General features: G+C 33.0%; 13 protein-coding genes. 7 read left to right on the top strand and 6 right to left on the bottom strand.

Annotated elements, in window-relative coordinates; translation table 11 throughout:
- Positions 1–77: 77 nt before the first annotated feature.
- Genes nosZ through IM744_RS11135 form a run of 3 tightly spaced genes read right to left on the bottom strand, consistent with a single transcriptional unit; the run spans position 78 to position 3,155 of the window.
- Positions 78–2,048, bottom strand: coding sequence for a Sec-dependent nitrous-oxide reductase (gene nosZ / locus IM744_RS11125; protein WP_194508215.1), 1,971 nt, complete (start codon positions 2,046–2,048; stop codon positions 78–80).
- A 27-nt stretch (positions 2,049–2,075) separates the two neighbouring features.
- Positions 2,076–2,645 carry a fasciclin domain-containing protein gene (locus tag IM744_RS11130; RefSeq protein ID WP_194508216.1) on the bottom strand — a complete coding sequence of 190 codons (570 nt, stop codon included), beginning with the start codon at positions 2,643–2,645 and terminating at the stop codon, positions 2,076–2,078.
- A 6-nt stretch (positions 2,646–2,651) separates the two neighbouring features.
- Complete coding sequence (locus IM744_RS11135) at positions 2,652–3,155, bottom strand: c-type cytochrome (protein ID WP_194508217.1); 504 nt, start codon at positions 3,153–3,155, stop codon at positions 2,652–2,654.
- 201 nt (positions 3,156–3,356) lie between these two features.
- Here IM744_RS11135 and IM744_RS11140 point away from each other — a divergent pair, with 201 nt between their 5' ends.
- Both IM744_RS11140 and IM744_RS11145 read left to right on the top strand, forming a co-directional pair.
- Positions 3,357–6,665 carry a WD40/YVTN/BNR-like repeat-containing protein gene (locus tag IM744_RS11140; protein WP_194508218.1) on the top strand — a complete coding sequence of 1,103 codons (3,309 nt, stop codon included), beginning with the start codon at positions 3,357–3,359 and terminating at the stop codon, positions 6,663–6,665.
- Positions 6,666–6,687: 22 nt separating this feature from the next.
- Positions 6,688–8,640, top strand: coding sequence for a S9 family peptidase (locus tag IM744_RS11145; RefSeq protein ID WP_194508219.1), 1,953 nt, complete (start codon positions 6,688–6,690; stop codon positions 8,638–8,640).
- 81 nt (positions 8,641–8,721) lie between these two features.
- Here the strand turns inward: IM744_RS11145 and IM744_RS11150 are convergent, their stop codons facing one another.
- Positions 8,722–9,543 (bottom strand): universal stress protein, encoded by an 822-nt coding sequence (locus tag IM744_RS11150; protein ID WP_194508220.1) that lies wholly within the window; start codon positions 9,541–9,543, stop codon positions 8,722–8,724.
- Positions 9,544–9,592: 49 nt separating this feature from the next.
- The gene (hemN, locus tag IM744_RS11155; RefSeq protein WP_194508221.1) at positions 9,593–10,957 is read right to left on the bottom strand and encodes an oxygen-independent coproporphyrinogen III oxidase; all 1,365 of its coding nucleotides are present in this window, start codon (positions 10,955–10,957) and stop codon (positions 9,593–9,595) included.
- A gap of 223 nt (positions 10,958–11,180) precedes the next feature.
- Between hemN and IM744_RS11160 the strand changes: the two genes are divergently transcribed.
- The 5 genes from IM744_RS11160 (at position 11,181) to IM744_RS11180 (ending at position 16,083) form a co-directional block, all read left to right on the top strand.
- On the top strand, positions 11,181–11,807 hold the full coding sequence (locus tag IM744_RS11160) for a superoxide dismutase family protein (RefSeq protein ID WP_194508222.1): 627 nt from the start codon (positions 11,181–11,183) through the stop codon (positions 11,805–11,807).
- A gap of 82 nt (positions 11,808–11,889) precedes the next feature.
- Positions 11,890–12,420, top strand: coding sequence for an RNA polymerase sigma factor (locus IM744_RS11165; protein ID WP_194508223.1), 531 nt, complete (start codon positions 11,890–11,892; stop codon positions 12,418–12,420).
- A gap of 1 nt (position 12,421) precedes the next feature.
- Positions 12,422–13,225 (top strand): anti-sigma factor, encoded by an 804-nt coding sequence (locus IM744_RS11170; protein ID WP_194508224.1) that lies wholly within the window; start codon positions 12,422–12,424, stop codon positions 13,223–13,225.
- Positions 13,226–13,388: 163 nt separating this feature from the next.
- Positions 13,389–14,498 (top strand): helix-turn-helix domain-containing protein, encoded by a 1,110-nt coding sequence (locus IM744_RS11175; RefSeq protein ID WP_194508225.1) that lies wholly within the window; start codon positions 13,389–13,391, stop codon positions 14,496–14,498.
- Between the two features lie 109 nt (positions 14,499–14,607).
- Entirely contained in the window at positions 14,608–16,083 is a 1,476-nt protein-coding gene (locus IM744_RS11180) for a S41 family peptidase (protein ID WP_194508226.1), read from the top strand.
- Between the two features lie 180 nt (positions 16,084–16,263).
- Here IM744_RS11180 and IM744_RS11185 read toward each other — a convergent pair whose 3' ends face one another.
- Positions 16,264–18,498: a TonB-dependent receptor gene (locus IM744_RS11185; RefSeq protein WP_194508227.1), complete on the bottom strand. Its 2,235-nt coding sequence runs from the start codon at positions 18,496–18,498 to the stop codon at positions 16,264–16,266.
- Positions 18,499–18,510: the final 12 nt, after the last annotated feature.

Below are 18,510 nucleotides of genomic sequence, written 5' to 3' on the forward strand. Positions count from 1 at the left end.
GAGCGAAATAAATAACTCTCGCCTTAATTAGAGAAATAAACACTAAAACAAAATTCCTCTAATTCTTTTAATATTAATTATTCTATATCTTCGCCAAGAGACCACTTAATTGACGTGTCTGAATCTGCAGCAGACACTCTAATATAACCTTGCATTTCTTGGTGTAATGCAGAACAGAAATCTGTACAATAAAATGGCCATACACCAACTTGTTTTGGTTCCCAAACAGATGTTTTTGTTTGTCCTGGCATAACTAGTAATTCGGAATTGTTTTGACCTATTACCGCAAATCCATGAGGTACATCAAAATCTTGTTCTAAATTAGTAACGTGGAAAAATACTTTGTCACCTACTTTTACTCCTTCAATATTATCTGGTGAGAAGTGACTTCTAATAGTTGTTAAGTAAATATGTACGTCTTTTCCTTCTCTAACCACTTTAGTATCTGCATCTGATTTAGCTGCATAAGGATGCTTGTTGTCTGCTAGCTTATAGATTTTTTGAGATTGCTCTTTAATAATACTTGCTTCCATTGCAGCAGCATAATGAGGCTCTCCATGTGTTGGGAAATCTAAAAGTAATTCCATTTTATCTCCAGAAATATCATACAATTGTGCTGAATGCTCCATTTCTGGTCCTGTTGGTAAATAACGATCTTTTGTTATTTTATTCATTGCAAACATATATTTACCTTGTGGTTTTCCAGAATTTCCTCCAGGAATAGTCAAGTGACCAACAGAGTAATATGTAGGTTTTCTATCGATAACTTCCCAAGTACCTAATTTCCATTTTACAACTTCAGAAGAAATAAAGAATGTAGTATATGCATTTCCTTTTCCATCAAACTCTGTATGTAATGGTCCTAATCCTGGTTGCTCTACCACTCCAGCTAAAACATCTTCGAAGTTTAAAATTGGAATTCCGTAAGCTTCACCTGCAAATTTTTTGTTTTCAATAGCATCTAACATTTTTGTAAATGAATGCACTGTTAAGTTTGCAGATAACTTACCATTACCTACAATGTATTCTCCAGAAGGATCTACATCACAACCGTGAGGTGATTTTGGAGTTGGAATAAAATAAACAGCTCCAGGAACCTCTATTGGATTTACAACACGAACTTCTTTTTTCATAGTAGATGTTGCTGTGTGTGTATGCTCATCATAAACATTATGTGCATAATTAGCAGGCATCATTTTTCCACCACCATTATTTACATATTCCTCAATTTTTTTCCAGTTTATAGCTGCAATAAAATCTTTGTCATTTTGTGAAGCATTAACTTCTAAAAGTGTGCTTGCTTCCTCTGTATTATAGGTTGTAAAGAAGAACCAACCATGTGATTTTCCACGTCCAGGATGCGATAAATCGTAGTTAAAACCTGGCATTAAAACTTGGAATTTAATATCCATGTTTCCAGTTTCTGGTGCTACACTAATAAAAGATAAGGCACCTTGAAAGTTTCCTTTATAATCTTTAATTGGCATGTCGCGTTGCGGAATTGGAACAGAAAAACGTGTTCCTGCAACTACATACTCTGTATTTTCAGTTACAAAAGAAGAACTGTGATTACCTGCACTATTTGGTACCTCAATAATTTCTTCGGTTTCAAATGTAGTCAGACTAATTCTTGCAATACGAGGTGTGTTATTTTCATTTATAAAAACCCAACGACCATCTAGTTCTCCTTTAGATTGAGAAATATCTGGATGATGCGCATCACCCCAAGGAATAAATCCGTGAGAGGTATTTAACATTGGTTTAGTTTCTTCAGAATACCCATAACCTGAGGTTGGAAATTGAGAAAACACAGGAATTTCTTTAAACATTCTACCAGAAGGCAAACCGTAAACCGTTACGTTACCACTGTAACCTCCAGATAAAAAGGCATAATGCGAATCATACTCTCCTGGAGCAACATAAACTTTTTCGGCAATATTACTTGCTAATGCACCAGATTTAGAACCTGATTTACTACTATTATTACAACTTGTAAACCCAAAAAGGATAACAAACATTGCAATGCTTGATGTTATAATATTTTTCATTGTTTATAAAATTTTAATTAGTGTTTATTATTCAGTTGGTGGTAATAAAACTTTATCTATTACATGTACAATACCATTACCAGCAGGTATACTTGCTAATATTCTTGCACCACCAATCATTGGTTCTCCATCTACAACTTCAACTTTTACATAGCCATTGTTAGCTTGTCCTAGTTTTTTAAATTTCTTTAAGAAATCTTTAGAATAGTTGCCTGGAGTAACATGATACTTTAAAATATTAGCCAAAGCATCTTTATTCTCTGGTTTCAATAAATTTTCAACAGTACCTTCTGGTAAAGCTGCAAAAGCTTCATTTGTTGGTGCAAATACCATTAATGGTCCTGCATTTACTAAAACATTTTCTAAAGATGCTGCTTGAACTGCTGCAACTAACGTCGTGTGATCTTTTGAACCAATTGCTATACTTAAAACTGTAGTACTCTCATCATCTTCAATAAAAGCTTGACCAGTTTTTGCTGCTGATGTTTCCGTTTTTATTTCGGTAGACGTGGTTGAAGTGTCATTTTTATTGTTTTTACATGAGCTAACTAAAGCGATGCATGCAAAAGCAAAAAATAGTTTTTTGGCTAGTTTCATAATTATTTATTTAAGAGTTCTAAAGTATTCTAAGACAGCTCTAGCGTCTTCTTCTGTAAGTCCTTGGTTTGCCATAGGAGAACCATTGAATTCCATTAATAATTCTTTAGCTAAAGGATCTTCTTTTACCATTTGCTCAGGATTCAAAATCATGTTCATAACCCATTCTGGAGTACGTCTTTCTAAAATACCTGTTGGAGCTGGACCAATAAATTTTTTGTCTGCTCTGTGGCAAGCTGTACACATTTTTTTGTAAACATCTGCTCCATGTGCAACCATTTTTTGGTCCACTTCTGCTCCAAGTGTTACAGATTTAATTGGACCAACACCTTTGCTGGTTAAGTCTATTCTTTTTGACGCAGGCACTCCTGTTTCCTTAGGTGCTTCTACCTTTACTGGAGCTTCTTTTTTACCATAAGATATGCTCTCTTTCTTTTTTTCTTCTTTGCCTCCACAACTTAATAGTAGTGTTACAAATAATACTGTCATTAATTTTAGTGTTGTCTTCATTTTAATTTTGATTTATTTAACAAAAATAACATCTTAACATGTTAATAAATATGACATTTATCATATTACGGATAAATCTATCTTAATTAAAATCATTGTTTTTATAAAACTTTTTTCTGTTAAATCTCAATTATAAAGATTTAGCACTGTATTAGTTGACAAGATGTTTTCTTATCTTTAAAGCAATCAAACCAAACAAAAATGAAGAAATCACTTTTCTTGATGTTATTCTTGACATCAATTACTCTCTCTGCACAAGACATTTCTCTTGACTTACTTAAAAACATGAATCCTCGTAATATTGGTCCTGGTGGAATGTCTGGACGTGTTACAGCTATTGATGTTGTGCATAACAATACAGATATTATGTATGTAGGAACTGCTTCTGGTGGACTATGGAAAAGTGAATCTGGAGGTATTACATGGTCTCCAATTTTTGACAATGAAGTCACTGCTTCTATTGGAGCAGTTGCAATACAACAATCCAATCCTAGTGTGATTTGGGCTGGTACAGGAGAAGGTAACCCGAGAAATAGTTTAAATGGCGGTTTTGGTATTTTTAAATCTTTAGATGGTGGAAAATCATGGAATTCTATGGGATTAGAAAATACAAGACATATTCATCGTGTCATTGTAGATCCTACAAATCCAGATATAGTTTATGTTGGAGCAATTGGCTCTCCTTGGGGAGAACACCCAGAACGTGGTGTGTTTAAAACTACAGATGGTGGCAAAACTTGGAACAAAATTCTATTCGCTAATAATAAAACAGGTGTAGCAGACCTCGTTATGGATCCAACAAATCCTAACAAATTAATTGCTACGATGTGGGAACACAAACGTGATCCCTGGTTTTTTAATTCTGGTGGAGAAGGTTCTGGTTTACACATCACACATGATGGTGGAAAAACCTGGAAAAAAATAACAGATAAAGAAGGTTTCCCAAAAGGAAATCTAGGTCGTATTGGAGTTGCCATTGCACCAAACAAACCTAATATTATTTATGCTCTTGTTGAAGCGAAGAAAAACGCACTCTATAAAAGTGAAGATGGCGGTTTTAAGTGGAACAAAGTCAATGATAAATCCAGTGGTAGAGGTTCTGGTGGTATAGGAAACAGACCTTTTTACTATTCTGAAATTTATGTTGACCCACAAAATGAAAATCGTGTTTACTCTGTATTTACATATATAAACGTTTCCGAAGATGGCGGAAAAAACTTCACCCAATTAATGCCAGCTTATGGTGTAGATAATGGTGTGCATCCAGATCATCACGCCTGGTGGATTCATCCAACCGATGGTAGCTTCATGATTGATGGCAACGATGGCGGAATGAACATCACAAAAGATGGTGGAAAATCTTGGCGTTTCATTGGTAATTTACCTGTTGCGCAATTTTATCATATCAATGTAGATAATGAAATTCCATACAATGTTTATGGAGGCATGCAAGATAATGGTTCTTGGAGAGGACCAGCTTACGCATGGAGAGTTCAGGGCATTCGTAATAGTTATTGGCAAGAAATTAGTTTTGGTGACGGTTTTGATGTTGTGCCAGATAAAGATGATTCTCGCTACGGTTGGTCAATGAGTCAACAAGGTTATGTGAGTAGATATGATTGGCAAACTGGTAATAATTATTCGGTTAAACCAACACATCCAGATCCAAACGTCGAATTACGTTTTAATTGGAACTCTGCAATAAATATTGATCCTTTTGATAATAGTACACTTTACTTCGGAAGTCAGTTTGTGCACAAATCCCTAGATAAAGGAGATACATGGACGGTCATTTCTCCAGATCTAACCACCAACGATCCTGAAAAACAGAAACAATCTGAAAGTGGTGGTCTTACTATGGATGCAACAGGAGCAGAAAATCATACCACAATTTTAGTGATTGAACCTTCTCCTCTAGAAAAAAACATGCTTTGGGTAGGAACAGATGATGGTAAAGTACATTTCACAATAAACGGAGGAGATTCTTGGAATGATGTCACAAAAGGCATCAAAGGTTTACCTGCTGGAAGTTGGGTTACCCAAATAAAAGCTTCCAATAAAAATAAAGGAGAAGCATTATTAGTCGTTAATGATTATAGACGTTTTAACTACACACCTTACGCCTACCGAACTACTAACTACGGAAAAACTTGGACTCGCATTGTTGATTCTGAAGATGTAGAAAGCTACACGCTATCTATCATTGAAGATCCAATTGAAAAAAACCTTTTGTTTTTAGGTACAGACGATGGATTATACATCTCATTCGACGCTGGAAGCAAATGGACAAAATGGACCAATGGCTTTCCTACAGTTTCTGTTAAAGACTTGGTAATTCATCCAAGAGAACATGATTTAATTATTGGTACGTTTGGTCGTGCTGCTTGGGTTATGGATGATATTAGACCGTTGCGTGATATAGCAAAAAACAAACAAATTATCAATCAAAAACTAGAACTATTTGAACCACCAACTGCTTACCAAGCTGCGTATCAGCAACCAACAGGAAGTCGTTTTGGAGCAGACGCTATGTATCATGGAGAAAACAGAGGTTATGGAGCTAGACTCTCTTATTTTGTAAAAATTGACACATCGGCTAAATCAAGCGATGAAGAAACGGATAAGAAAGAGGAGAATTCCGAAGAAAACAAAAATAATGAGGAAGATGATGACGCTTCAACTTCGCTCAGTGCCCTAAAAGAGGATATGGATGTGAGTGAAGATGTTTCCGAAGTAAAAGAAATGGCAATAAAATGGGACTCTATCCACCTAAAAATTTATGATGGTGATCGCTTAATCAGAACACTCAAACAAAAGGCTCCAGACTCAACAGGAATCTACAAATGGACTTGGTTTATGGATGAATCTGGTGTAGATTATCCTTCAAAACGTATTAGAAAACGTAAAAATGAATCTGGAGGAGTTTCAGTAAAACCAGGAAATTATAAGTTAGTGATGAACTTTGGAGATCAAACTTCCAAAGAAATGATAACCGTAAAATCAGATCCACGTACCAATGCTTCAATGACTAACATTAATCAAGTTTACGACGCATCTAAACAATTAGAAAACATGCAACAAACTGCTGCAGATGTTGTAAAACAACTTATTGAAAGCAAAACAATTGCAAAAGATTACCAAACACTACTTAATAAATTAGACAAGAAAAAATACAAAGACGATATTAAAGCTTCAAAAGATATTATTAAAAATATTGATAACATTGTTGACCAATTTTTAGGCAAAGAAGATAAGCGTCAAGGTATTACAAGAAATCCAGAAATTACTGTGATGCAACGATTAGGTCAAGCAAGACAATATGTTGGCTCAAGACAAAATGGGATTACCTCAACAGAAACAACATTGATAAAAAATGCTAAAGATGCTTTAGAAACTGTATTAACAAAGCTCAACACTTTCTTTAATGACGATTGGAAACCCTATCAATCTAAAATGGAACAAGTTAAAACCAATCCTTTTAAAGAAATAAAAACATTTAAATTAGATTAACAACACACTAAAACCAATCATTATGAAAACAAAAATTTTAGGATTATGCTTAGCTATCTTAATGTTTTCTTGTAAAGAGGACACTGAAGAAAAGGCTATAGTGAAACGAGAAATTAAGCAGTACACCATTGAACAATTTATGGACAATGAAGCTGTTGGAGGTGGAAGTTTTTCTTCAGACAACAGTACTCTTCTCGTATCCAGTAACCGATCTGGAATTTATAATGTGTACACTTTTCCTGTAAAAGGAGGAGAAATGACTGCTATTACAACTTCAGACAGCACTTCTATTTTTTCAGAATCTTATTTTCCCAATGACAACAGAATGTTGTTGAGTGCAGATGGAAATGGTGATGAAATTGACCATCTTTTTGTTAGAGAACTTGATGGAACTATTAAAGATATTACTCCAGAAAAAGGAGCAAAATCTAGTTTCTATGGATGGTCTGACGATGATAAATATCTATATTTTGGTTCTAATAAAAGAGATCCTCGTTATTTTGATGTTTACAAAATGTCAATTGATGATTTTTCTTCGGAAATGATTTATAAAGATGAAAGCGGACTTACGTTTTCAGGAATGTCTAATGATGAAAACTATTTTGCACTGACCAAATCTTTAAACACAAATGATAGTGATTTATCACTTTATAACGTTAAGACCAAAGAAATGACGAAAGTCAATGAGAACCAAAGCAAAAATTCTGCTCAGGATTTTTCGGTTGATAATTCTACTTTTTATTACACAACAGATGATGGAGCAGAATTCTCTTATTTAATGTCATATGATTTAGCTACTAAGGAAAAGAAAAAGGTCATCGAAAAAATATGGGATGTTTCGGGAATTGGTTTTACTTCTGAAGGAAAATATATGGTCGTTTATGTTAACGATGATGGTAAAAATGCCATAGAAGTTTTAGATTCTAAAACAATGAAGCCAATTGATTTGCCAGATTTTGGAGACAAAAGCATTACTAGTGTTGGATTTAGCGATGATGAAAAATGGATGCGTATGTATGTTGGAGGTTCTAATTCACCTTCAGATTTATATACCTATAATTTTGAAACTAATGAACAGTATAAACTTACAAATGTTCTAAATGAAGAGATTAATGCAGACGATTTAGTGACTGCAAAAGTAATTCGATTCAAGTCTTTTGATGGCACAATGATTCCTGCTATATATTATTTACCTAAGCAAGCTTCCGAAGAAAATAAAGTACCAGCAATGGTTTGGGTTCATGGTGGTCCTGGAGGACAAACGCGTCAAGGATTTAGTTCACTTATTCAATATATGGTAAATCATGGTTATGCGGTTTTAGCGGTTAATAATCGTGGTAGTAGTGGCTACGGAAAAACGTTTTATCAAATGGATGACCTCAACCACGGAGAGAAAGATTTGCAAGATTGTGTAGAAGGAAAAAATTGGTTAACAAGACAATCTGAAATTGATGGCGATAAAATAGGCATTATTGGAGGCTCTTATGGAGGTTACATGACGATGGCTGCACTTACTTACACTCCAGAAGAATTTGATGTAGGCGTAAATTTATTTGGTGTTACTAATTGGATGCGTACTTTAAAAAGCATTCCTCCTTATTGGGAATCTTTTAGAACATCTCTATATAAAGAATTGGGTGATCCTTACACTGCCGATTCTGTGAGGTTAAAACGAATTTCTCCATTGTTTCATACAGATAAAGTAACAAAACCTTTAATTGTTTTACAAGGCGCACAAGACCCAAGAGTTTTACAAGTAGAAAGTGATGAGATTGTTGCTGGTGTAAGAAAAAACGGTGTACCTGTAGAGTATGTTTTATTTGAAGATGAAGGTCACGGTTTTGTAAAAAAAGAAAACCAGATAGAATCATATAGTAGAATTCTAAAGTTTTTAGATAAACATCTTAAAAAGGAAAATGCTCCTGTAGATGGAGAAACAGAAAGTACCGAAATTGAAATTGAAGAGACTAATTAATGTTTTGATTTCTAATTAGTATAAAACAAAAAGCTTGAGCAAATTGCTCAAGCTTTTTTGGTTTTATTACTATAACTAAAACTATATTTTAAAGGTAATTACTGGTAATGTTGCATGATTAGCAACGTCCTCAGATATACTTCCTGAGAAGAAATGTGCTAAACCTTTTCTACCATGTGTTGGCACTGCAATTAAATCTGCTCCTATTAAATTAGAGGCATTTAAAATTCCTTTTTCAATAGTATAGTCTGACGTGTAATGCACATCATTTAGTTTGTCTAGGTTACCATCTGCTTTTTTAAGGAAATTAGCTACTGTACTTTCCATTTCTGAAGAACTTTTAAAACCTTCTCCAGGAACATTTACATGGATTAATTTTATATTGCTAAATAAGTTACGAGCTTTTATATATGGCTCTACCATTTCATCAGAAAAATCTGAAGCAAAAGCAACGGTATCAAAATTTAAATTAGCAGGTTTTTGTTTAACCACTAATACAGGAATCTCTGAGTATCTTACTACTTTTTCTGTATTTGAACCTACAAAAATCTCTGATAAACCACTAGCTCCATGAGATCCCATGATAATCATATCTGCGTTATGCTCTTGCGCTACTTCTGCCACTTCACTAAACACTTTAAAATGTTTAACTATTGGTGTAACTTTAATTTCTTTAAGATATTCTTTATCTAAATACGTTTCGAATTTTTGCTCTGCCAATTTTAGAAAGAAAACCATTTGTTGACTTTGATCATCACCAGAACTAACAAGACTTCCTTTATCGAGTTCTAACATGTGTAGAACTAGAAGTTCGGCATTATTTCGTTTAGCTAATATTGCTGCTGTTTCAAGTGCAAATTCAGAGTATTCTGAAAAATCTATTGGTACTATTATCTTATTCATAATAAATATTTTTAGTGTTTGTTTTAATATTCAAATATATAAAAATGCCTTAAACGGTCATTGAAAATAATCTCGTTTCTGGTTGTTTTCTTTGGAGTAAAACATCAAAAGCCATACAGACATTCCTCACAAAGGGCTGGCCCTTTTGTGTAATTTTTATGCCTTCTTTCTCGAAGCTTACTAAACCATCAATTTCCATCTCTCTAAGTTTAAAAACGATATCTTTTAGTTCTTCAATATAAAGTGTTGCGTCTGCCCAACTGGTTTGAAAATCACACATTAAATTTAAAATGTGTTGCCTTACAATAAGATCTTCTGTATTTAAATTATGTCCTCTATAAACCGGAATGATATTTTGTTCAACTAAATGATAGTATTCTTCAATACCTTTTACATTTTGAGAAAAGCCATACCAACTATCGCTAATTGATGACACACCTAAACCAATCATTGCTTGCGTTTTTGATGCAGTATAACCCATGAAATTGCGATGCAATTCATTAGTTATCATTGCCTTGTACAATGAATCTGTTTCTAAAGCAAAATGATCCATTCCTACTTCGTGATAACCAGCATCACTGAGCAACTCTTTTCCTAATTCGTATTGTGCTCGTTTAGAATCTCCTGAAGGCAAATTGCTTTCATTATAACCTCGTTGCCCATTTCCTTTAAGCCATGGCACGTGAGCATAGCTATAAAAAGCGATGCGATCTGGCATTAATTCTTTAGTAAGCTCTATAGTTTTTGCAACATGAGCTTCCGTTTGAAATGGTAAGCCAAAAATAATATCGTGTCCTATTGAGGTGTAACCAATTTCTCTTGCAATCAAAGTAGCTTGCTTTACGTTTTCAAAAGGTTGAATGCGATGGATTGCTTTTTGAACGGTTTCATTATAATCTTGAACACCAAAACTCACACGAGAAAATCCTAAATTATAAAGGGTTTGTAAATGTTCTCGAGTTGTATTGTTGGGATGTCCTTCAAAACTAAACTCGTGGTCGTCTGCAAGATTAGCTTTTCTTAAAATGCCTTTGATGAGTCGTTCTAAATTTTCCGAAGAAAAAAAAGTAGGCGTTCCTCCTCCAATATGGAGTTCCTTAATTTTTGGACGTCCTGTTAAGAGTTCGCAATACAAATTCCACTCTTTTAATACTGCGTTAATGTATGGTTCTTCTACATCATGTCGTTTTGTGATGCGTTTATTACACCCACAAAATGTACACAAACTCTCGCAAAAGGGTAAATGAATATAAAGACTAATACCTTCTTCACCATTACTTTCATTGAAAGACATTGATAATGATTCTTTCCATTTTTTCAGTGAAAATGATGCATTATCCCAATATGGAACAGTTGGATAACTTGTATAACGTGGACCTGCCACATTATATTTATTGACTAATGAATTGCACATACCTTAACAATTTTAATCAAAATTACACATATTGGTTTGTTTAAAATATGACTTATATCATATCTCAAAATTAGTTGAAATTCTATTTTTTATACTGAATACTAAACGTAACAAAATAAACTAATTGTGGTATAATTACTGTTTAAATATATAATTGATAAATTTTCTTACGAACTAAATAATGAGTATATTTCAAAATATAAACCATATTAAAAATAAACCAATGAAAAAATCAATTTTATACATTTCAATTTTAACTTTAGGCTTGAGTATCTCTTGTAAATCTGACAAGAAAGAAGTACCAAATGAGACTGATGCTGAGACTACAGTAACCGAAACCGTAGAAAAAGAACAAAACAATGCTACAACTAAAGATCAACCTGCATATTATAATGAAACAAAAAAAGTCATTGTTCAATTAGACCCTAAAAGCAACAGTGGTGTTAGTGGTAACGTTGTTTTCAAGCAAGAAAAAGGTATTGTTAGTATGATTGCTGTTTTAAGTGGATTAACAGAGGGAGAACACGCAATTCATATTCATGAAAAGGCAGATTGTTCGTCCGATGACGGTAAGTCGTCTGGAGGACATTGGAACCCAACTGCACAACCACATGGTAAATGGGGAGATGCTGCTGGATATCATAAAGGAGATATTGGTAATATTGTTGCTAATGCTAATGGTCAAGCTACAATTTCTAAAGTTACAGATGAATGGTGTATTGGCTGTGGAGATGAATCTAAAGACATCTTAGGTAAAGCAATTATTTTACATCAAGGTGTTGATGATTTTAAATCACAACCGTCTGGAGATGCTGGTAGTCGTGTAAGCTGTGGTGGAATTATTCAATAAAGCTCTTTTTTTCTTCAATTGCATCATCATTTAGATTTGCAACAACTTATATTACTGGATTAATTATCCAAAAAACAGCTTAATGGAATTAGACTTATTAGTGTCCAATTTTCAAAAGAAAGATGAAAAAGCTTTTGAAAAACTTTATAATATGTATAGTAACAGCATGCATGGTGTTATTTATAATATTGTTAGAGATCATGAAATAGCCGAAGAGGTCATGCAAGATGTTTTTATAAAAGCTTGGCATAAAGCCGATACTTATAATTCTAGTAAAGGTCGATTTTTTACTTGGATATTAAATATTGCTAGAAATGCTGCGATTGATAAAACGCGATCTAAGGCTTTTAAAAACTCAGGCAAAAACCTCAATGCTGAATTTTTCGTAGATATTTTAGAAACCAGTGAAAATCTTAATGATAAAATGGATGCCATTGGCATAGGTACATATGTTAAGGCTCTTGGAGAAAAGTGTAAAGCAATTATTGAATATTTATACTTTAAAGGATTTACTCAAAAGGAAACCTCTGAAGAATTAGATATCCCGTTAGGAACAATAAAAACAAGAAATAGAAATTGCATCAAGGATTTGAGAGCAATGGTATTAGAATAAGATGGATATAAAAGCATATATTGAATCAGGAGTCCTTGAACTTTTTGTTGCTGGTCAATTGACTGACCAAGAAAATAAAGAGATTCAAGAGCTTATGCTTAAACATCCTGAAATTTTACAAGAAGTATTAGAAATAGAATCTGCAATTATAAAACTATCCTCAGCAATGTCTCCAGGTGACACCAAACATCTGTTACAACTTATAAAAGACAAATTGCAAATAGGAGGCAAAGATGTAAAAGTAGTTTCTATTGAAAAAGCGAGATATAATTGGTTAACGTATACAGGATGGGCTGCAGCACTTATTGTTGGTGCAGGATTATTATGGACTATGAATCAAAACCAGCAATTAGAAGTTAAAGTATCTGATGCTGAAATAGAAAAAGCATATTTAGAAGTTCAAATTGAAGATGCTAAAACAGACTTAGCAGTTAAGGAAAACTTATTAAATGTACTTAGAGATAGAAATATCATCTCTGTACCTTTAGGAGGGCAAGGTGATTTTGCTAATAGTTACGCAAAAGTATACTGGAACAAATCTGATAACAGCATTTATCTAGATGCACAAGGTTTACCAGATGCACCAGAAGGTAAAGTTTGGCAAGTTTGGTCATTAACCTTAAATCCATTAACACCTACAAGTTTAGGCACTATTGATAATTTTAACAGCGATGACAATAAGATTTTCAACATAGCTAATGCTAATGAAAGTCAAGCCTTTGGTATAACTTTAGAGCCTGCTGGTGGAAGTCAAACACCAACTATGGATCAACTTCACACCCTAGGTGTGGTATCACAACCTTAAATAAATATTATTTTATACTGAAAAGCGCTAGACTCAAGTTTAGCGCTTTTTTTATTTGAATTACTTTTTGAATCTTTTAAATTATGATAACCCAAAATACCCAAATAAACCAATTTTAAAATCGTTCATAGAAAACTGTATCTTTAGGTACTCTTTGTAAAAAATGGATTTGAATTATAACCTACTCAATATTATTACACTTTTTGGTGCTATTCAAGGATTAATCTTATGTATATTCCTCTATAAGAAAAGAATTACTAATAAATTAGCATTACATTTTTTTCTTCTATTCTTATTTTCTTTAGCATTTTACAACCTTATTTACGCCTTGTTAGACATGCAAGTCTTTCAATATTACAGACCTTTACATATGTTTCCTTTTCCATATAAATGGCTTATTGGTACAGGGTTTTATTTTTATATTAAAAACCAATTTCCTTCAAAAGATGGTATCATTTTTCACAAAAAAGAATGGTACCTCTTTGCGCCAGCTATTGTATATGCATTACTTAGAACCTATTGGTTTGGAATTGCCATTAATGAGAATAGTTATAGAATTACTAAAGTGTTAGTAGATTCAGATTTTTTTAGAATCCATGAATTTTTCTATCAATTCTTTACCATTTTCTTACTCATTGCTTCACTCAGAATCATAAAAACTAATGAAGAAAAGCTTGCTAACATTCAAAAATCAAAACCTGTAATACAATGGTTAAAACGACTTACAATAGTCTTTTTAGCAATTATGATTATTGATGTTTTTTTATATTCTACCGACCTCCTACTCCATGATTGTAAAGAGAGTTTTGTGTTTTCTTATCCAACATTTATTCTCAATACAGCTCTAATTTATTGGATTGGCTATATGGGTTTTACAAAACCAAAATTGTTTTTTAATGCTTTTCACTCAATAGAACCTAACACGATTATTGCCAAACAGAGCTTAATTGCCCAAAAAATAAATCGTGCTTTAGACAAAGAGCTATATACAAATCCTAATATAACGTTAGCGCTTTTCGCTTCGGAAATTGATAGTTCTCCAAAAGAGCTATCTAAATATATCAATGAAATACATCAAAAGAATTTTTCAGAATTTCTAAATTTCCATAGAATAGAAAAAGTAAAACAATTATTAGCAAGTCCAGAAGCCAATAAATTCACATTAGTTACACTTGCTGAAGATGCAGGGTTTAGTTCAAAATCATCTTTTAATAGTAGCTTTAAAAAAGTCGTAGGCATGACACCTTCAGCATATAAAAAGCTACATGCATAATTAAAAAAAAATGTCCAAGATTCTTCTTTCTGGACGTAATAGCCTATAAATACTGTGTTTTTCTTTTTCAGAATTAGATATTTGTACTATCAATTAAAAAAACGAACAGATGAACACGAACTCAAAATCTATTATAATTTTTACCTTTTTCTCATTTTTTATATTAGTAAGTATACATGCTCAAATACTTAATAATGATTTTGAAATATCTAATGACAGTATTCCTAAGCATCCTAAAGATTGGAAATTTATTAATACTAATGAAGCACAATTTTCACTCACATCAAGTACAACATCATCAGGATCAAAATCTTTCATTGTAGACTTAACTAATAACACATCTAATAAAAACCATTACTTCTCACAAGTTGTAAAATTTCAAGGTAAAAAACTACAACGGGTTTTGCTCACATTTTATATGAAATCAGATTTAGATGGTACTGCAGGCATTTGGTGGCAAGCTCGTGACAAAAACGACATGCAAATTGGCTTTACTAATAGTGGTATGCAAAATCAACAAGTTAGTAACAAAACAGAATGGTCAAAATACACGTTGTTACTAACAATTAATGAAAAATGCACCCAATTTATTATTGGTGGTTATGCCAATGGAAAAGGCAAAGTTTGGTTTGATAATTTTAAAGTTGAAGACATTAAACTTGCAGATACAAATCCTCCAAAAGAAGTAAAAGCATATTTAAAGGCCTTTACAAACATTGTAAAAACACACTCGTTATATAAAGATTCTCTCAACTGGAAACAAATAGATAATGACCTAAAATATTTATCTAAAGGCATTAACTCAATTGATGCTGTTGGATCACCAAAAAATTACATCATAAATATGTTAAAAGAAGCTGGAGATAATCATTCTTTTATTGCTCCTAAAATAGCTTTTGAGAAATCTCAAAATTCACAAACTAGTACTTCTGTACCATATTCTAAATTATTAGATAATAATATAGGTTATATAAATGTCCCTGATTTTAGCAGTAGAAACGATAGTGTAAAAGTTAAATTTGCTACCAAGATTCAAGGTTTAATTAAATCACTAGATACAGAACATACCATAAATGGTTGGGTTGTTGATTTAAGAGATAATCCTGGTGGAAACATGCATCCCATGTTAGCAGGATTAGGTCCTTTAACAGGTGAAGGCACTTCTGGTTATTTCATATCTGGTAAAGACAAATCGAGTGAAGCATGGTTTTATAAAAATGGTGGTTTTGGTGTAGGTCATAATATAACGACTCAAGTTGAAAACCCATATGTTATAAAACAATCTAATCCTAAAATAGCAGTCCTCATTAGTTCTAGAACAGGAAGTAGTGGAGAAATGACTGCGGTTGCATTTATAGGAAAAGATAACACTACTCTTTTTGGTCAAACAAGTGGAGGTTACACAACAACAAATCAAGATTTTGAGCTACCAAATGGTGACCGTGTTTATCTAGCTTCAGGTTTTGTAGCAGATAGAAATAATGTAATCTACCCTAAAAGCTTACAACCAGATGTGACCGTTATTGAAGATGGCAAAGATTTAGACAAAACGCTCGAAGCAGCATTAAAATGGTTGCAAGAGTAATTATTTTAATTAAACAAAAAAAGAAAACACCTACTCACAAACTGGAAGTAGGTGCTTTCAACTAACAAAAAAACTCTAAAAATACCATGTCTCAACATGGTAACTTTTAAAAAACCAATCAATCAATTTTAAATGTTAGCATTTATCAAATAATCCCCTCACAGATTATTGATAAGTGTCTTAAAAATTATAACTTATACTCCCTTTTATAAAAAAGGGAGTTCCTGGTGTAAAATGAATTTCTTCAACAGATTGTGCCTCGTTTTGTAAACGAGATTCTGTAGCAAACTGTGTTTCATTCCATTCTACATCAAACATGTTTTCTATAATTAAACCTAATGTTATATTGTTGAAGGTATAATTAGCATTAAAATCTGTCACAAAATAACCGTCAGCAACTAAACTATTATCTTCATTTGCAGGTCTATCATCAATATATCTGTATCTAATTCCTCCAGAAAAACCGTTAAGATCATTTACTGATAATCCTCCAGCCATTGTAAAATCGGGTGCTAATGGGATAAAATCTTCACCATCAGCAGCCTCTAGACTTCTTGCTTTTGTATAGGTTGCATCTGTATCTAAATACAACCAATCATTAAATTGATAACGTAAACCTAGATCCACTCCAAAGCGTTCTGTTTTTCCGCTAGGCTCAACGATTCCTGCATCACCAACGTACACAAATTCTTGCTCTAAGAATAAATACCAAAGTGCAGTGTTAACAATTAGATTTTTAGTCGGTTTCCAAATTTGTCCCAAATCTAATCCGTATGCTCTGGGTAAAATATTTTCACCTAAATTAGTTACAACCACTCTTGTGTCATTAGAGTGAAACCCAATTCCAGATTTTAAAAATAATTGTAAATTATCTTCAGCATTGTAAAAGAAATTTAACTTAGGACTAACTATAGTTTTTGTTTCAGATAGCAATGTATATTCTGTTTGCAATTTATCGTTGTATAAAAACTTGAAATAATCCAAACGTAAAGCTGGAGCAATTTTTAATTTTCCAAACTCAAATTCTGCATTTACAAAGGCATCTATATTGGTTTGGTTAATATCTCCTAATTGAATATTTTCTAAAGTTGTTTTTCTATTTAATGTTCTTGACAACTCAACATCATCAACAATATCATGACGAAACCCTAAACCAGTAGTCAATACCAACTCGATAGTTCCTAAAAAAGTTGTGTGTGAGACACTTGTATTAGCTCCAAATATTTGACGATCTTCTTTTTGTTTGATTTGATCTCCATTTATTGGATCTTCTAAAAAAAAGGTGAAATTAGAATATAACTCAAACGCATAATATGAGTAAAATGCATTAGATTTTAATGTTGTATTATCTGAAATACGCTTACTAAATTCTACATTAAAATTTGTACGCTCAGTTTCTCCACCTTCGGTATCATCTATGGCTCCAAAACGTGTAATATTTCCTTTATCTACTTCTCTCTGCGGAATTTGTCCTGATGCATCCCAACGACTTGTAAAATGAGAGGCACTCAATGTTAACTTGTCATTCTCTGGTGAGAACATCACATATTTTCCGAAGATATTAAGACGATTAAAGTTTTGTGGTGACTCAAAAGGCCCATCTGTTGCTATATACTCGGTAGCGATATAAGCATTTTGGTTTTTTGTGTTTTCTAAAAGGTTGAACATCCCTAATGTTCTAAGTGAATTAAAATCTCCAACTGACATTGAAATCTGACTATTCTTCAAGTAATCTCTAGTAGAGAAATCCACATAACCAGCTGTGTTGAAATCGCCTTCTTGAGCATAGTATGGCCCTTTTCCGAAGTCAATCTTATTAACCGTTTCTGGTATTAAAAAATGTAAATCGCTATAGCCTTGACCGTGTGCATGAGAGACCATATTTACTGGCATTCCGTCTACAGAAATCGAAACATCTGTACCATGATCTATATCAAAACCTCTTAAAAAAAGTTGCTCTGCTTTACCTCCTCCTGCGTGTTGACCAATGATTAAACCTGGCACTTTACGCAATACCTCTTGCGACGAATTTACAGGACTGGTATTGATATCCAGTCTAGAGATTGTGCTCAATGCGCTAAGCTCGTCTGTAATAATCATTTCTTCTAATTGAAAAGCTTTTTCTTCTAAAATGATGATTAAATTAGTTCCAAAATTTTCTGGTTGCAACACCATTATTTTATTTTTATAACCCAATAAACCAATTTTTAGAGTGTCACCTGTTTTACTATTCTCTAAAATGAACACTCCGTTTTCTGACGAGTGAGAGTGACTTTGAGAGTTTATATTATAAATGTATGCAGCTTCTAAAGGTTGATCAATTTCATTAATGATTTGACCTTTCACTTTTTGAGCATAAGCACTGTTTGACAATGCTGCTACTAAAAGCAGTATGATTATTTTATTAAAATTCATGAGGTTATAGCT

Source organism: Psychroserpens luteus (genome assembly GCF_015319355.1).
GTDB lineage: Bacteria > Bacteroidota > Bacteroidia > Flavobacteriales > Flavobacteriaceae > Psychroserpens > Psychroserpens luteus.